The organism is Bacillus carboniphilus (assembly GCF_020524035.2).
Classification (GTDB): Bacteria; Bacillota; Bacilli; order Bacillales; family JAIVKR01; genus Bacillus_CC.
Map to the genome: position 1 here is coordinate 641,041 of NZ_CP129013.1, position 16,915 is coordinate 657,955.

Genomic DNA, 16,915 nt, shown 5'->3' on the forward strand with positions numbered 1-16,915 from the left:
GGTGAGAAACGTGACAAGTAACGAAAAGAAAAAATTGATTCGCGAAAGGTTTCATTATTCTTCGGATCAAGCAATTGATAAACCTTTCAATTGGAAGCAAATGTGGCGTCTATTTAGTTATTTAAAACCGTATACAAAAAATTTATTACCTTTATCGTTTGTAACCGTAATAATAGTAACAGCGGTTAGGTTACTAATTCCTATTTTGATAGGAATCTATATTTTAGAGAAAGCCATTATTGAAAAGAACCAGAGTTTATTAATTATGTTATTGTTCTTCATTAGTGGATTATATTTAATCAACTATGTGGCTAACTTTTTGCGAATTCGCTGGATGAATCAGCTTGGACAAAATGTGATTTATGATCTCAGACAACATTTGTTTTCACACGTACAAAGTTTGTCGCATCGATTTTTTGATCAACGATCAGCAGGGTCGATCCTTGTACGAATAATGAATGACATTAATTCATTACAAGAGTTATTTACAAGTGGCGTTATTAATTTATTGATGGATATCTTTTTGTTATTAGGTATTTTCGTGATCCTCTTTTCTATTAATGCGAAGCTTGCTTTAGCCATTATGGTCATCATGCCGATCATGTTTTTTATTTCTACTAGATTGAGAAAGAAAATTCGTCGCTCATGGCAAAATGTACGTATTAAGCAATCAAAGCTGAATTCTCATTTAAATGAGAGCATTCAAGGTATTCGCGTTACGCAGGCTTACACACAAGAAAAAGAAAACATTGAATTCTTTGATGGCGTCAATACAGAAAACTTCTCGAGCTGGCAGGAAGCAACGAAAAAAAACGCCATGTTTCGCCCATTTGTTGAAATGACCAATGCAGTAGGGACTGCTATCTTAATTTGGTACGGTTCAACTTTAATTCGAGGTGGGGAAATCTCCATTGGTGAATTTGTTTCATTTGCTTTTTACTTAGGAATGTTCTGGGAGCCCATCTCTCGTTTAGGTCAAGTGTATAATCAATTGTTAATGGGGATGGCTTCATCAGAACGTATCTTTGAATATTTAGATGAAAAACCGATCGTGTCTGAAGCAGAAGATGCAATGAAGTTAACGGATATGAAGGGGAAAATTGAATTTCAAGGAGTTACCTTTTCTTACGACAATGACCGCAAAGCGTTAAACGATGTTTCCTTTGAAATGAAAGCAGGAGAAACCGTTGCCCTTGTGGGCCATACAGGATCAGGGAAGTCGACCATTGCGAACTTAATTAGCCGCTTTTACGATGCAACAGACGGAAAAGTCATGATTGATGGGTATGACATTCGAGATTTATCGGTCACTAGTTTACGTTCGCAAATCAGTGTTGTCCTCCAAGATACGTTTATTTTCTCAGGAACTATAATGGAAAATATTCGCTTCGGTAGGCCGTCGGCTACAGATGAAGAAGTTATCAAGGCCGCAGAGGCCGTCGGTGCTGATGAGTTTATTTCCAAACTACCTAATGGATTTTTGACGGAAGTAGAAGAGAGAGGGAACGTCCTATCTGTAGGAGAACGTCAATTAGTTTCTTTTGCAAGGGCATTACTCGCCAATCCAAGGATTATCATATTGGATGAGGCAACGGCAAGTATTGATACGGAAACAGAAATGAAAATTCAACACGCTTTGAAGACGTTATTAAAGGGGCGAACCGCGATCATGATTGCACACAGACTTTCCACGATTCGTGACGCCAATCAAATTATTGTTCTTGATCACGGTGAAATTATGGAAAAAGGGACACATCAAGAGCTGATGGAAGCACAAGGCGTCTATTATGATTTAGTGAAAGTACAATTTAACTTACCTGAAGTAGGGTGAAAGGAAAAAAGCTTGTGGTCGATTAGAATCACAAGCTTTTGCTTATGCAAAGATTCTTAAAAAAGGGAAGCACGGTCAGAGAAATGAATCATAGTAAGAACAAATGTTTCTCTTTGTGTCCGAATGATGATATAATTTATGTTGTATGATAGATTGGCTTTGAGGGTGGTAGTTCACTCCCCTATAGAAAGGGGGTGGACGTATGACAGTATTTGAAACATTGATGGCTATGATCGCTTTTGGGTCGCTCATTGTAGCAATATTGTCGTTTAAAAATAAAGAATAACCACCCCAAAGCCCCATACTTTAAGTGGTGGTTATTTCTAATGAGTGGTTTTTTCCTAACACTCTATTTGGAACTATTGCCCTTAGAGCGTCTATTGTACATTGACCGTAGGTGGTCCAACACCTGCGGTCTTTTCTTATCGTATGTTTTTCTTACTATCATTATAACTGAATTTTAAAAGAAAACCAAATCTGGACTATCTAGTTCTTTCCTCATTGTTTCAAGTGTTGTTATTTTGCTTCTATTTTTGAAGGGTGAACCGATTCAAAGTTAATAATCAAGTGATACTAATAACAATGCATATATATCCGAAAAATATTTCAATTTCCTTTGCAGAAATGATTTCTAATAACAAGCCCCTTTTAAACATCGATAAATACATGAGCGAACCATAGACCGAATAGTGAAACGAAAAACTTCCTTACTTAAAAGAATGAAATAGTCTAAGACTTTTGAATAAACTCTGGTGAAAAATCAATTCCTATTTGTAAAACTGTTTCATTTGAAGTTATAAATATAATAAATAATTATTAACTCGATAAAAATGATTGTTAATGTTCCCAATCCTATTAGACCCATTTTCTTTTGAATAACATTCTCTTGAAGGCTAATTTTACAAACAGATGCACCAAGAGTGACTCGTGATGGATTGACCATTGTCATTAGAGAAGAACTCACGTTTTGAGTAGTCGCTAGCAATACAGGACTAAGTCCAATATGAATGGCTGTTTCGGTTTGTAATCGAATGAACATAGTATTAGAAGCTGTGTTACTACCTGTTAAAAATCCTCCCATTGCACCAATTAATGGCGAAATAAAAAGGAACACAAATCCCATTGTTTCAGAAGCTAGAATAGAAAGAACAGTAAACATTCCTGCGGTCTGCATCATTTCAGAAATGAAAATATAAAAAAATGTTGCTAAGAGAACGGGGATACATTTTTGTAATGTCTGTTTTGAACTAACAAGTATATCTTTCTTTGAAAGCTTAAAAAAACTAATAGAATAAATACAACTTATAATAAGGAAAAAACCTGGTGAAAAGAATAGAAAAAAATCAATGTTATATTGTTGTAAAGAAAGGTTCGAAATCCCCTTTAAAGTTTCCTTAATACTTGAACTCGTTCTCGACAAAAATAATAAGAAAATTAAAAGAATGTAAGGAGAGATGTAACTAATAAAGGTCTTCATATTATCCTTTTTGTTATCTTTTATGTAATAGATCCCGTTTCTCTTGTTCTTAAATGTAATCAAACAAAAAATTGACAATATGATCATTAATGAACTGAAGATGCCAGCAATTTCAACGCTAATAAAGTGATTCGCAAACCATGTGAAAATCCCTAATAAGAGTCCAATGGCAATTACTTCATTTATTCTCGAAATAAGTAGTTTTTTACCTACAGCAAAATAACTAATTAAAATAGAGAAATAAATGAACAGTGGGATCATCATCAAAGATGTGCCCTCACCTAATGACTTAAGGGGAATTTCTCCAAGTGTAGCTCCAATAATAGTCCCCATGGCTAAAGTTCCCCATGGTATGATTATTAAACTAGTTAAAGAGATTAAAGAAGATTGTATAGGTGTGAATCCTAAAGCTAATAGAATAGGAGCAATGACAACCACAGCTAATCCAAATCCGCTTAATGACTCTATTAAAGGAGATAATCCCAATGCTAATAGCATTACCTGGTGTATTCGGTCATTTGTAGATGAAGCTATTGTGGATGCGATTCTTGAAATTGCCCCCGCTTTTTCCATTAGCTCATATAAAAGAATACCAAACACTAATATATAGGCAATGATAATCGTAATAAGGATTGCTTTTATTAGTGGATGAGAAAAATCCATTATGCTAATATTAAATATTGGCAATAAAGCAATCGTAGCTGTTAAAAAAGTAACAAATAGTCCTGTGTAAATGGCTGATTTTTTAAAGATAAAAATGAATAAGATAATTGTAATAAGTGGTAGAAAAGAAAAAATAACTTTCAACATATATTCACGTCCTTTTTATACTATAAGATAAATAAATTATACTATAGTATAAAAAAGTGTAAAGATATTTTTTAATCAAATAAAGAGGTGAAAGAATGCACTTTGGGAAAAATGTAAAAAAAATTCGAAAACAAAAAGGGATAACCTTGCAAAAATTGTCACAGTTAAGTGAGGTGAGTCCGTCTATGTTATCTAAAATCGAGCGAGAAGAGAAAAATCCCACGATTCAAGTTGCCTGTCAAATTGCTGAAGGGTTAAATATAACATTGTCTGATTTATTGGATCAAAAGGAGCGAAAAAAGGATCGAATGGTGTTAAAGAAAGAGACAAGACAAATTTATATAGATAAAAAATTCGGTTTTGAGAGGCATTTACTTTCTCCTTCAGCTCCTTCTAGTGGAATCGAATTTATTTTAAATAAAATTCCCCCAAAAAGCGAATCGGGCATATTTCCCGCTCATAAGGAAGGTGTAACAGAAACTATATATGTAGCTAAAGGGTGTATAACCGTTGAACTAGATGGAGGGGATTTTAAAGAAAATTTAAACGAAGGTGACTCGTTTTATTTTGAAGCAAATACAGAGCATCGATTTATAAACAAGACTGATGAAGAAAGTCATTATTATTTAGTAATTCACTCTACTATAAAATAAATTTATATTAATCTTTAAGTTCTGTAATAATGTTTTTTTCTTCTTGAAAAAAGTATATTTGTAACGAACTACCGAATTATTTCTAGAAATAGATTAGATTTTTTTTATTGAGTAAAATGTATATGTTTACTCCTATTTGTATTGTTACAGTCTTGGATTCTTGTTGTCACACATTTTCACATGGTTCACACATATTATTTCTACGATTTTTGGCTAAAGTGAATAATGAAATATAAAAAGGAGTGATTAAACATGAATAAGAAATGGATGACATTAGGAGTAGCTTTACTTATTGCGGTACCAACTTTTGCATTTGCAAGTGAAGCGCTTGATGATGGACAAACGGAAAATAAGTCAGAAGTGATAGAAAATGAGAAGGCCAACAAAGGAGAACAAAAGGGTAAATGTGATGATAAAGGAGGTCAAAAAGATGACATGCTCCTTCAACTAGTGGAACAATATTCTCCTGATACTCTTGACAGTTGGGAAGCAGCAATGGATCAACATAAAGAATTAAGAGAAGAACTGAAAAATAACCGTAAAGAAGGAAAACCAGAATTATCAGAAGAGGAACGTGAAGCGTTAAAAGAAGAGCGCGGTTCTAAAGAAGATAAACAAGAGTTATCGGAAGAAGAAAGAGCGGCCCTAAAAGAAGAACGTGGATCTAAAGGAAAACATAAAGGAGAAAAACCAGAACTTTCAGAAGAAGAACAAGAAGCACGTAAAGCTGAAAAAGAAGAACAAAAACAATTGAGAGAGCAATTAAAAGAGGCAATAGAATCTGAAGATGATGAAGCAATCTCATCTGTTTTAGATGAATTGTTACAAAAATTAGAAGCACGTAATGCTCACCTACAAGAAAAACTAGATAATGTAGCAACTTCTGGTGAAGAGTCTGCATAATTGAAAACAAAAACTTGGTCTACCATTAACAAAGGTGACCAAGTTTTTTTGTGTACTAAAACGACAGCTCATGCAATTTAGTAACCATAAAAATATAATTTTTACACTACCATAAATTAATGGTTTTATAGTATAATGATGGATGTTTGATGAGTGTTTTTAAGTGTGAAGGTGTAAAGATAATTGAACTTATTTTTAAAAATAATGAAACTTTTGTCACTTAGCACTCGTAGATAGTATGGAAACATATTTTAGAGGAGGATTTATTATGGAAATGCAAACAGAAACAACACATGTAGATAACAAAAAGCCTTCGTTATTTGGCGTATTCACGAGTCCTGGGCTTCAGTTTGAGAGATTGAGAGAAAGACCGACGGTGTGGGTGCCGCTTTTGGTTTTAATAATTTTATGGGCTTTAGATGGATTTTTGAGAGCAATTAGTTATGATTATGAACCTGAATTAATTGAAGGGGTCACATTAGAACAGGCAAAGTTTTGGGGAATGATAGGTGGAACAGGTGGTGCTTTAATAGCAGTACCAATAGGAAGCTTAATTTCAGCTGTGATTGTTTTAATAATTGCAAAAATAGCTCAAAAGAAGCCTACCTTTAAACAATTATATTCCTTTGCTTTATATGCAAGTGTAGTAGGAATTGTGGGGGCGTTATTAAACAGTATTTTATTCTATATTCTAGGTTTTTCAATCAGTGAAAAAACTCCAGAGCTTACTAGTTTGGGAAGTTTAATTGAAAGCGAAGGGGCACTCCAAGGTTTTTTAAACTCAATTGAATTATTTACTATTTGGTCTACAGTTATTTTTGCTATTGGTTTAGAGAAAGTGGTTGGCTTATCAAAAAGGTCTGCTTGGATTATCTCTATTGCCTTCTTGCTAGTCTTAATTATTATTAGCGTGGTAACTGCGTCATTTAGTACCTCTCTTGGAGGAATGTAACCTTGTCTAAAGCAGTCAAAATAATAATAGGAATTGTAATCGTACTGGCAATTGGTGGATTTGTTGGGTTAAATATTTATCAACAAAAAGAAGAGACGGCTGCTTCCTCAATCGTTGAGACAGTTTCTTTGGAGAAAGAAGAAATAGTCCAAAATGTCATGGTTCCTGGAACACTTGAATTAACGGATGAACAGCGCATTTATTTTGAAGTGGATAAAGGAAAAGTGAAAGAAATTTTCGTTAAAAAAGGGGACAAAGTGAAAGAAGGAACAAAACTTGTTGAATATGAAAATCAACAAGTTACGCTTGAAAAAGAACAAAATGCTTTAGAAGTTGAGTCTAGTAATCTACAACTTAAGCAATACGACTCGCAAATGGATGATTTAAAAGATGAACAAAAAGAGCTAGAAAAGCAAATAGGTGAAGACGAGGCAAAAAAGCAAATTGATGAACAGAGGGAGCAGCTAAAACTGGATAAAAAGATTGCTGAACTTTCTTTAAAACAAACGGACCTTCAAAAACAAACAATAGAAAAAGCGATCTCTGATTTAACCGTAAAAAGTGAAATTAACGGTGTTGTGGTCAATGTTGATGAAACTGCGATGAATCCTAGTATGCAAGATGCGGGCACACTCATTCATGTGGCGAATATGGACTCTATGCAAGTCACTGGTGTGATATCTGAATATGACACGTTAAAAGTGAAAAAAGATCAACCGGTTAAATTAACTTCTGAAGTTCTTCCGGAAAAAGAATGGAAAGGCAAGGTTTCTTATATAGGAGACTTGCCAGAAGGAAGTGCGTTGGGTGAAGGTGGCGGAGCCGTTCAATATTCTATTATTGTTGCCGTTGAAGAGGCTAGTAAAATGGAAGCGAAGCCAGGGTTTCAGCTATTAATGGAAATTGAAACGGAGCGCCGAGAAGTTGAAACACTTCCTTTAGAAGCCGTTCAACAGGAAGGGGAAGACTATTTTGTTTATCTCGTACAAGAAGGAGTAGCCATTAAGCAGCCCGTTACGGTTGGCTCAACATCCGAGGAATTTATTGAAATTGTCGAAGGGGTGACGGACTCCGACGTAATTATTAATAACCCTGATGGTATGATTACAGATGGCATGGAAGTGAGTGTGGAATGATTAAACTACAAAGCATTACGAAAAGCTACATGATCGCCAAAGAATCATTTGATGTCTTGAAAAGTGTGGACTTACAAATCGATGAAGGTGATTTTGTTGCGATCATGGGGCCTTCTGGTTCAGGGAAATCAACGCTAATGAATATTATAGGCTGTTTAGATAAACCAACCAAAGGTCAATATTTTTTAGACAACACGGATATTTCTACATACAAGGATAAAAAACTAGCTGATGTTCGTAATCAGTCGATTGGATTTGTTTTTCAACAATTTCACCTCCTTCCTAGATTAACGGCTTTAAAAAATGTGGAGTTACCAATGATCTATGCGGGGATGCCTGCAAAAGAACGGAAAGATAAAGCCATGAATGCTTTAGAAAAAGTAGGCTTAACTGATCGAATGAATCATATGCCAAACGAGCTATCTGGAGGGCAAAAACAAAGGGTAGCGATTGCGCGTTCGATTGTGAATCAGCCGAGAATTATTTTAGCGGATGAACCTACGGGAGCACTGGATACAAAAACGAGTGCATCAATTATGGAGTTATTTCAATCATTGAATGAAGAAGGGACAACGGTAGCGATTGTTACGCATGAAAAGGAAGTTGCTGATCATGCGAGAAAGTTGATTTTTGTTCGTGATGGCAAAGTGGAATACACTTCCGAACAGCAGGAGGTGTCCTTGTGAGTTTACTAGAAAATATAAAAATGGCGATTTCCTCTGTTATGGCACATAAAATGCGTTCGATTTTAACCATGCTTGGTATAATTATCGGGGTAGGGTCTGTTATTCTCGTTGTCGCTATAGGTCAAGGCGGAGAACAAATGTTGAAAAACTCTATAGTCGGAGAGGAGAATACGATTCAAGTATACTACTCACCATCCGAAGAGGAGATGGAACGAGACCCGAACATTTTTGATAAACCAGCGTTCACTGAAGAAGATATTAGAAACCTTAAGCAAATAGATGGAGTTAAAAATGTTGCAACAATGACGACGGTTGGACAACAGTCGAGGTATAAAGAAGAAATGCTAGATTTAAATATTAATGTAATTAATGAAGCTTATTTAAAGGTTAATGAAATCCGTGTAGCTGAAGGGAAACCATTTGATCGTTCAGATTTTTTAGGAGCTAGACGTGTAGGGATCGTATCTGATCAAGTGAAGGAGGATTTTTTTCCTGATCAATCTCCTATTGGTGAGGTTCTTTGGCTAGGGAGCCAACCGATTGAAATAATAGGTGTTCAAGAAGCGCCTACTGGGCTGTTCTCATTTTCCGTCCAATCTATATATATCCCAGATAGTACGTATAACGCTGCTTTTGGTAAATTAAGTTATGATGAATTGACTCTTCAAGTCGAATCGAAGGATCAATTTGAAAGAGTAGGCGAAGAAGCAACGACTCTTTTAAATAATGCTCATGGTACTGAAGAATCCTACCAAGTTTTTAACATGGAAGAAATGGCAGATGGGGTTTCTCAAGTGACCACCATCATGACAATGATTGTAGGAAGTATCGCTGGGATTTCCCTCCTTGTGGGTGGAATTGGTGTTATGAATATTATGCTTGTTTCTGTCACCGAGCGCACCCGAGAAATTGGTATACGAAAAGCGTTAGGAGCTACACAAGGGCAAATATTATTTCAGTTCTTGATTGAGTCTGTCATGTTAACGTTATTTGGTGGTTTAATTGGAATTTTATTAGGGGTTGGAGGCTCTTCGATTGCGGCAATGTTTCTGCAATGGGAACCACTTGTTTCATGGCAAGTCGTTTTGATCGGAACTCTATTCTCCATGTTAATTGGTGTGATCTTTGGGGTTTTACCTGCTAACAAAGCAGCAAAACTTGACCCTATTGATTCACTACGATACGAATAAGGAACAAAAGGAAAGACCCATCGTTCATTGATAACGAAGGGTCTTTTTAGCAGAGTGAGAAAGTATATAAATAGGTCCTTATGTGGATGGTGCTTTTATTTTTGTCTAGCTCCAGCGCCTAGCCAGGAGACGCCTCCAGGAGGGAGGTGGATCTACGTTGCCACAGGACGTGGCTGTTTTTAGTAGATCCTCCTCTTTCGGGCTTTTCGTGTTTCCTTTATCTCATACGGCGATGAACAGGATGTTCTAGCGTCAACGTTAGTCACAGGATGTGACTGCTCTTAGTTGACGTTCACTTTTTTATGCGTCGCTAGACGGTCGCTTGCGCTTTTCTTATTTGCGAATGTAAGTGACTAATTTTGTTCTTGGCTTTTAAAATAAGAGTGCATAATCTTATTGCTTGATGAAAAGTTCTTGATATTATAGCAAATATAAGACGACATGCGGTCGGTTGTTTATTTATTATTCAACTAAAAGTACTAATGGTTCATTAGCAACACTAATGTTATTCACGACTTGTAAGGAACTAACTTGGATATAACTAACTTGATTGGTCGCATTTCTTGAGGCGACAATATATTCACCGGAGGACGAGATATCAAAGAAACCTTTACCAAATCCATCAATTTCAGAAGTGCCGGTGATGACCCTAAATTCTTGATCATTTCGGGAAACTTGGCTCAAAAAACCTAAACCAGTTTCTGGAATAGTAACAGAAGCAAAGATTAAACTTTCATCTGTTTCTTCTTGCAATTCTTTTATAACGGGAACATCCAGTTCTGGGAATTCAATTGTTTGAAAGGATTGTAAAGTTAAAGTATCAGATAATGTGAAACCTTGGGTATTATAAATGACTAATTGAGCATTTGTCTCTCCAACCCCTAATTCATCAACAAACTCAACTCCACCATAAAGATAGGAACCATCTAATGAATAGACCAAGCTTTTAAATGACTGCATGCCATTAAGTGTTCTTTGAGCTATTATGTTTAAATTACTGATTTCAAAAACAACAAATGCCCCATTGCCTCCTACGGTAATATTCTCTGATGCCACGACTAAATATTGATTATCTGGAGAAGAAACTAAAAACTTAGAGTTTATTAACTCGGTTTCAATCGTATTTATTATAATATTAGTACTAGTGTCAATTTCAGAGATGGTATTGTCTCCCGTATTAAGCACAAACAGCAATCCTGCATTTGTTCCACTCTCACTTGTAATCGCCAATGCACTTGGGTTACTCCCCACCCTAATTGAAGTTTCAAGCGTATTTGTAGCAGTGTCAATTACGGATACATATCCTGTTGATGCCCCTGTTGTTATATACACTTTTGAATGATCTGACCGAGCGATAATATTCTGGTTAAGAAGAGACTGTGGAGCAGAAGGGAGAGAAATCGTATTGATGACGTTGTTCGTAGATGAATCAATAATGGATAGGGTTGAATCCTCACTCCCAACATAGAGAAATGTACTTTCTTCCGTAGTTGCAGAGAGAATTGCAATCGGTTTTTCTCCTACAATTATATTCGTACTATCATCGATAGAAAGGAAAGCGACTTCAGTACCTTTACTTTCTCCTACGTAAACATTTGGCAAAGTTACAACAGCGGTATCAAAGCGGGTTAAAAATACATTATCGACAACCACACTTGGTGAAAACGCTAATCCACCTTTGCGAATAATGACTTCGGCAAATCTTACCCCTAATGGCACAGTTTCCGTTAGTAAAGTGATTAAATTAAAATTTCCTTCTTTTCCATTAGGTAATTGACCTTCTGAAATAGTTGCTTCTAGTCCAATCGAAATCTCTCGTAATGAACGGTCGAGAAAGATTACGAGTATTTCCATAGGAGGAGCATTACCATCTTTTACAGTAGCTAGAGAAAGACTTAATTGATAACTTTCACCTTCAATGACATTGACTGTTTGTAAGATAAAGGCTTCATCCTCACCTCCTGCTAATCTTGCAGTATAGTTTCCAACTAATACGGGACAGGGTGTCATAATGACATCTGAATTTTCTCCTTGCCAAGGACCTAATTGTCCTAATCGAAAACTTCCGTTACTAATGAGATTTTGAATTTGTGCCACAAAAACACCTCTTTTCGTTTTTTATTCATTCACACTGTATGTTATGAAAAAAAATACATGGAAGTTCAAGTTTTTTTAAAAAAGAAAAAACTCCCTTGTTTAAGTTCGAGAAGTGAGCAATCATTTTGTTTCGCTTCACTTCACACGATTCCCATAGTGGTTAACACCAACATGTTAAATAGATTCAGCCCCTTATTTTTTACCTAATGACTAATATGAGGAAGGTTTTAGCCTAATCTTTTGATTGTAAGGAACCTTCATTTACCTTACTCATAGGCTATATAAATCAGTATATTCGTAACAAAAGGTTGGTTTGAGGTGAAATCGGTTTTATGAATACTTTCAGTAGATTCACTTTAAAATTTTGATGTGGTATTGAAGGCTAGGTTCTTATTTTCTATGACAATAAATGAGGTGCAAATTATGTCACTTATTCAAAACTTGATTGAAAATGGTAACTTCAAACAAGGTAGGTTGAGCCCTTGGATAGGGGAAAATGCAGAAGTTATCCCTTCGCCTTGTCCTTCCATCGTCGATGGTTTTAGTGCAAAGTTAAAAGGGGGAAGAGAGGAAGCGTCAATCTTTCAAAATTTTAATGTCATCACGGGAGAGTCATATTCATTAACACTGTCCCTTGCTACTGTAAGGAAAGGAACATCACCCCCCAATTCAAATTAAAGTTGAATTCCTCAACCGTTTATTACAATTTGTTGGATTAGGTCTAGAGGAATCAATTTTGCAAAATCAATTGCCAGACGGGAATGTAGGTAAATTTAATACAATTCAGTTAATAACAGCTACCGTGCCAAAAGAAGCGAGGTTTGCACGGCTCACTATTGAAAAAGAGGGGTTAACTTTCTCTCCAAGTGTAGTTGTTGATAATGTTTCAATGAGTCGAATTACAACGGAACTTACTCCCTTACCCAATAGTTATGTAGGGAATACGGATTCGGACACGGCCACTATCCTTGCTCTTGTGGTGGATTGATTTTGGGGAGTGTTTGTAGCTTTGACTTTTATAGGGTTGCTTAATCTATCCCATATAAAGCCTAAAAAAGAAGGAGGTAGCTAGGTAGCCACCCTCCTTCTCAAGTGATTAAGGTTGATAAAAATATCCAACAATCTCTACCATAAACTCACTCGTGTCATCGTAACTACTCCAGCTACCTACTTGGCCAATAAAGTTAAAGGCATAAGGGTCTGAGTTTGCGGGTACATACATAAGGGTACTGTGATTAATTTTTTCAGGTACTGTACCATTAAAATTGACTGTGGATGACGTTCCGAGCTTGGCAACAAGAGAGTTGTTTAAAGAAAATCCTATATGGTCAGAGCCCATGTTTTTAGCAGTTACATTCACTAAATACCCTTTAGGACTGAAGGCAAAGCGATCATTCTCTAACTCGATTGTTCCACTTGTATCCTTCACGTTTGATCCGCTAAGATCAGGGTGAGAGAGAGGAACGGGTTCAAAGAGTGGCTGATAAGCATAATCTTCATTTGATGAACTAGCATTTTGGAAATAACCAATCATTTCAATAGTATAGGTGCCAAAATCAACATTAATGGAACCATATCGGGTTATTGACCATTCACCTCGACTGATCTCAATCGATACAGTATTAGGTGATAGTTCATCTGCTGGAACAAAGATAACATCTTTGCTTTGGATAGGTAAATGTTGCACTCCAATACTGGAACCACCATTTTCAGAAGCTGAAGTTCCTAATTTTGCGGTGACACCATTGAGAGTCACGCGAACATCATCAGAAACGACATTTTTCGCTTTTACTCTGAACAAATAGCCTGAAGCGTTGTCTTTTCCTGTATTAAGAGTACTACTTCTACTGTCTTTTCCTGTATTAAGAGTACTACTACGAGTTTCTTCTCCGGCTATTTCTTTGTACATATACGATGGTGTAAAATGACCAGCTTCATCGGAAGTCGTATAGTACCCTACTAAATAGGTATTGACCAAATGATTGAGTTCTCGAACCTCGTCATCCTTTTCACCAGCAAAACACGCCACTGCCCAAGGAGAATCACATTCAGAATCATAAGGATCATAATAATAATAACGGTTGATTGCTTCGTATTCGGACTCCATATTTGATGTTTTTGGAACAACCATCGTATAGCTCTGTTTGGCAAATTCTTTAGGGTAATACTTATCGAACAGGTCTAGAGTTGTTTCATCTTGATAATCATGAGTGACTCCGAGATGAGTGGTAAAATTCCCAAATGTAATGGAATCCGTTGCATTGTGGAATTCTCCACTTACTTCAATAACAAACGCCTCTGCATTCGGATAGGTGTTCCCAAGGTCTTTGAAGTCAGTAAATTCCTTTTTTGAATCAAGTGGAACATATCCTAAGGGCTCATTGGAAAACGGATCCTTTTGTGACTCAAGAATTAAGTGTTCGGTGATGTTCCCTTTAACATTTTTCACTTGGATTTTCGCGTCTGAGTACGCCGTATCTACTGGCAAACTAAAAGTTGATTCATAGATCTGATCGCGATCTTCGTCCGTCAATTCAACTATCTTTTTCTCACCTGCTAGCGTTTTTACGGTTGCGGTAACGCTTTCAATTGGATAGCCATTATCCCATATGCCCGCCTTAATCGATTTCCCGCCGTCGGCATACATAGAGTAATTCACAATAGAAGAAGCATCTTCATTTGGATCCAGGATAGAAATGGTCATATCAGGGCTTAATTCCATATCATAAAAGTTTGTCTCATCTAAAACGATCGAACTATCTTCGGAGGAAACATAGAAGGACCAATCCGAGTCAACTTGTTGACCATCAAGATAAAACGTGTTTTCCCCATTCACTTCTCTTACTTCAGCGTCTAATGCATAGGTAAGTGCATCAGCAATGGTTAGAGTTGGTTTGTATTGACTATTCATTCCTTCTGAATCCCTTGCAAAAACTCGATAGGTCTTGACTTCATCCCCGTCCATAAAAACGATCTCCGCTGTTTCATTATCAATAGCGGCTTCATACCAACTCCAATCATACTCAAGAAGAGGCTGACCTTTGTCTAGGCGTTTGACCTTTCCATCAAATTGGTTGGCATGCAAATTGATTGGATAGCCCATCTCTATCAATTTAAGCTGATCTTCTGTTACATACAGGTCATTTCCGCTTTCATCGTATTGAACGGCAATCGAACTAGCGGACGGATAGATTCCGTTTGCCGCGAGGGAATTCACCTCAATCTGAGGATTGAACGTTAAAGCCGTCGTATCCAAAACTGAAAAGGATAGGGTAGGAATCAAATCATAAATAGGTGCTGTACCAATATTGGAATATTTCACATTCAATGAGACTTTGGCCGCTTTTGTTGGGTCAGTCGTTGTCGCCGTTTGCCAGCTTTTTTCTTCTGATCCATCTTTAGAGATAGATTTTTGAGTCAGGTTGTGCCTTTCCGTACTACCTGTCCACTCATGGGAAGCGGTCACTTCTGCTTTCCAACCCTCTTCCATAGAAAAACCGCCAGTCGCAGAGACACTATTGGTGTAGGAATCACTCGTTATGGTTCCGGTTGTTCTATCCACAGAGCTACTCCATCCTGACGATCGACTACTGCCATCTTCAAAGGTGATTTCACCATTAGGTGTGAAATCAATGGAAGTCAGCTCTACTTGCATTTCTGGAAATGCTGGGATTAATGGATGGTCCGCAGGAGAAACAATCGCCTGATCCACTTGTCCGGTTACTTCTTCTTTATCGCTATAGGGGTCTTGATCCGTACTCCAATCCGTCGGAGATGTGATAAACTTCTCAGCATTGAAATAGGTTTCATATTCATCATTCCACTCTAATACTCCATAGCCGGCAATAAAGGTATATCCTAACATTTCCCACGTATCAGGAACCCCATCTGCATCTGTATCCACGTCATTAGAAGGGACGATCGATAGTGAAGAGGCGGCAAGAGTTTCAGGCGTTTCAGAAATTTCCACTCTTGCAGATTCGTCGAATACAGAGAAAGAAAAAACTTGATCATTTAAAGGTACTTGTTCGTTTATTGTTATATCTGATGAAGAAGGAGCTTCGCCAATTTCATCAGGGGATCCATCGATAGATGGAAAGAGGTTTTCAAGTGGGATTACTTCTTCCTCTTGACTTGGGCTTGTCCATTTTAATTGTATTTCTGGAGAAGAACTGACTGTTTTCAAGACAATATCATAATACATTCCTTTTTCTAATGAGATTGATTGAGGTTCATAGTCGGTCCCATCGAGGATCAATTGATCATTGATCCATAACTGAACTTTTTGGTTGCTTGATGCGTTAAAGGTGTAACTCTCAGAATAATTAGGTGAAATCTGGCCTTTCCACATAGCCGATTCGACAGAATTCAACTTGGACTGAATCGAACTAGGGAAATCCGTTATGTCTTCAGCTAGGCTATATGAGGCATCGGACTCTTCGGAGCGGATCAGGATTAAATCCGAAAAGTTTTCCTTTTTGTAATAACGAACCTCCAACCCTTGGATGTTGTTTTCCGTTTCTGTCGTTAGATTACTTGTTTCATTGTTTGCTTGTACGTTGTCAGATTTATAGATCGGAAGTTGAGAAAAAACAAGTAAGATAGACAATATAAGGGGTAATTTTATTTTCACTATGACCTCTCCTCCTATAACTACATATTGTTTTCATTTCATCAAAACGGTTTGACCAGCTTATTTGGAACACCGTAAAAGTACAACCGGGTTCAGTGATAACGATGATGCTAGAAGCTCTTGTTGTATTAGGCCTTTTGAACTAGTGATGCAAATAAAATTAGAACTAGCAATCATATTTTCATAATAACACCCCCTTTATTATCAAAAAATTCTGAAATAAAAACATAATAATTCACGTCTATTTCTTTCAATAAAAAACAAACTAAAATCTATATAATTAATTTTAAGATATATATTATTTAAAGTAAAACATTTTTTTACAAAATTAGATCTTTTTTTACATTTATTTTATGAAAATAAAGCTATAATATTGATATTACGATGAAATATAGCATACACATTGCAATTGAATTACATTATGTAATGAATTATTATTTTACTAATATAATAAATTTATATAAAATCTAATAATTTTTTTAATGAAGTATGAACTAATTGGAAGGTTTAAAAGAATAATCGGAAGATTTTGTGTATGAAAAGGATT

General features: G+C 36.4%; 13 protein-coding genes. 10 read left to right on the forward strand and 3 right to left on the reverse strand.

The features are described 5' to 3' along the window. Positions 1-10: 10 nt before the first annotated feature. Together LC087_RS03290 and LC087_RS19565 are read left to right on the forward strand one after the other, a co-directional pair. On the forward strand, positions 11-1,831 hold the full coding sequence (locus LC087_RS03290; protein ID WP_226539787.1) for an ABC transporter ATP-binding protein: 1,821 nt from the start codon (positions 11-13) through the stop codon (positions 1,829-1,831). A gap of 202 nt (positions 1,832-2,033) precedes the next feature. Next, the gene (locus tag LC087_RS19565; protein ID WP_226539804.1) at positions 2,034-2,117 is read left to right on the forward strand and encodes a putative holin-like toxin; all 84 of its coding nucleotides are present in this window, start codon (positions 2,034-2,036) and stop codon (positions 2,115-2,117) included. 498 nt (positions 2,118-2,615) lie between these two features. On the opposite strand, the gene LC087_RS03295 is transcribed toward LC087_RS19565, so the two are convergent. Beyond that, positions 2,616-4,118 (reverse strand): L-lactate permease, encoded by a 1,503-nt coding sequence (locus tag LC087_RS03295; protein ID WP_226539785.1) that lies wholly within the window; start codon positions 4,116-4,118, stop codon positions 2,616-2,618. A 95-nt stretch (positions 4,119-4,213) separates the two neighbouring features. Between LC087_RS03295 and LC087_RS03300 the strand changes: the two genes are divergently transcribed. The 6 genes from LC087_RS03300 (at position 4,214) to LC087_RS03325 (ending at position 9,638) form a co-directional block, all read left to right on the forward strand. Next, positions 4,214-4,771, forward strand: coding sequence for a helix-turn-helix domain-containing protein (locus tag LC087_RS03300; protein ID WP_226539782.1), 558 nt, complete (start codon positions 4,214-4,216; stop codon positions 4,769-4,771). A 252-nt stretch (positions 4,772-5,023) separates the two neighbouring features. Next, positions 5,024-5,674 carry a hypothetical protein gene (locus LC087_RS03305; RefSeq protein ID WP_226539780.1) on the forward strand — a complete coding sequence of 217 codons (651 nt, stop codon included), beginning with the start codon at positions 5,024-5,026 and terminating at the stop codon, positions 5,672-5,674. Positions 5,675-5,942: 268 nt separating this feature from the next. Further along, complete coding sequence (locus LC087_RS03310) at positions 5,943-6,626, forward strand: YknW family membrane protein (RefSeq protein ID WP_226539778.1); 684 nt, start codon at positions 5,943-5,945, stop codon at positions 6,624-6,626. Between the two features lie 2 nt (positions 6,627-6,628). Further along, entirely contained in the window at positions 6,629-7,762 is a 1,134-nt protein-coding gene (locus tag LC087_RS03315; protein ID WP_226539776.1) for an efflux RND transporter periplasmic adaptor subunit, read from the forward strand. Then, positions 7,759-8,448 (forward strand): ABC transporter ATP-binding protein, encoded by a 690-nt coding sequence (locus LC087_RS03320; RefSeq protein WP_226539774.1) that lies wholly within the window; start codon positions 7,759-7,761, stop codon positions 8,446-8,448. The genes LC087_RS03315 and LC087_RS03320 overlap by 4 nt, the downstream gene beginning before the upstream one ends. Then, on the forward strand, positions 8,445-9,638 hold the full coding sequence (locus LC087_RS03325) for an ABC transporter permease (RefSeq protein ID WP_226539772.1): 1,194 nt from the start codon (positions 8,445-8,447) through the stop codon (positions 9,636-9,638). The genes LC087_RS03320 and LC087_RS03325 overlap by 4 nt, the downstream gene beginning before the upstream one ends. A 462-nt stretch (positions 9,639-10,100) precedes the next feature. Here LC087_RS03325 and LC087_RS03330 read toward each other — a convergent pair whose 3' ends face one another. Beyond that, a complete protein-coding gene (locus LC087_RS03330) occupies positions 10,101-11,735 on the reverse strand; it encodes an NTTRR-F1 domain (RefSeq protein ID WP_226539770.1) in 1,635 nt (544 codons plus the stop codon). Positions 11,736-12,158: 423 nt separating this feature from the next. Between LC087_RS03330 and LC087_RS03335 the strand changes: the two genes are divergently transcribed. Together LC087_RS03335 and LC087_RS03340 are read left to right on the forward strand one after the other, a co-directional pair. After that, a complete protein-coding gene (locus tag LC087_RS03335; RefSeq protein ID WP_226539768.1) occupies positions 12,159-12,413 on the forward strand; it encodes a hypothetical protein in 255 nt (84 codons plus the stop codon). A gap of 58 nt (positions 12,414-12,471) precedes the next feature. Further along, positions 12,472-12,723 carry a hypothetical protein gene (locus tag LC087_RS03340; RefSeq protein ID WP_226539766.1) on the forward strand — a complete coding sequence of 84 codons (252 nt, stop codon included), beginning with the start codon at positions 12,472-12,474 and terminating at the stop codon, positions 12,721-12,723. A gap of 108 nt (positions 12,724-12,831) precedes the next feature. Here the strand turns inward: LC087_RS03340 and LC087_RS03345 are convergent, their stop codons facing one another. After that, on the reverse strand, positions 12,832-16,368 hold the full coding sequence (locus LC087_RS03345; protein WP_226539764.1) for a binary toxin-like calcium binding domain-containing protein: 3,537 nt from the start codon (positions 16,366-16,368) through the stop codon (positions 12,832-12,834). Between the last annotated feature and the right edge of the window lie 547 nt (positions 16,369-16,915).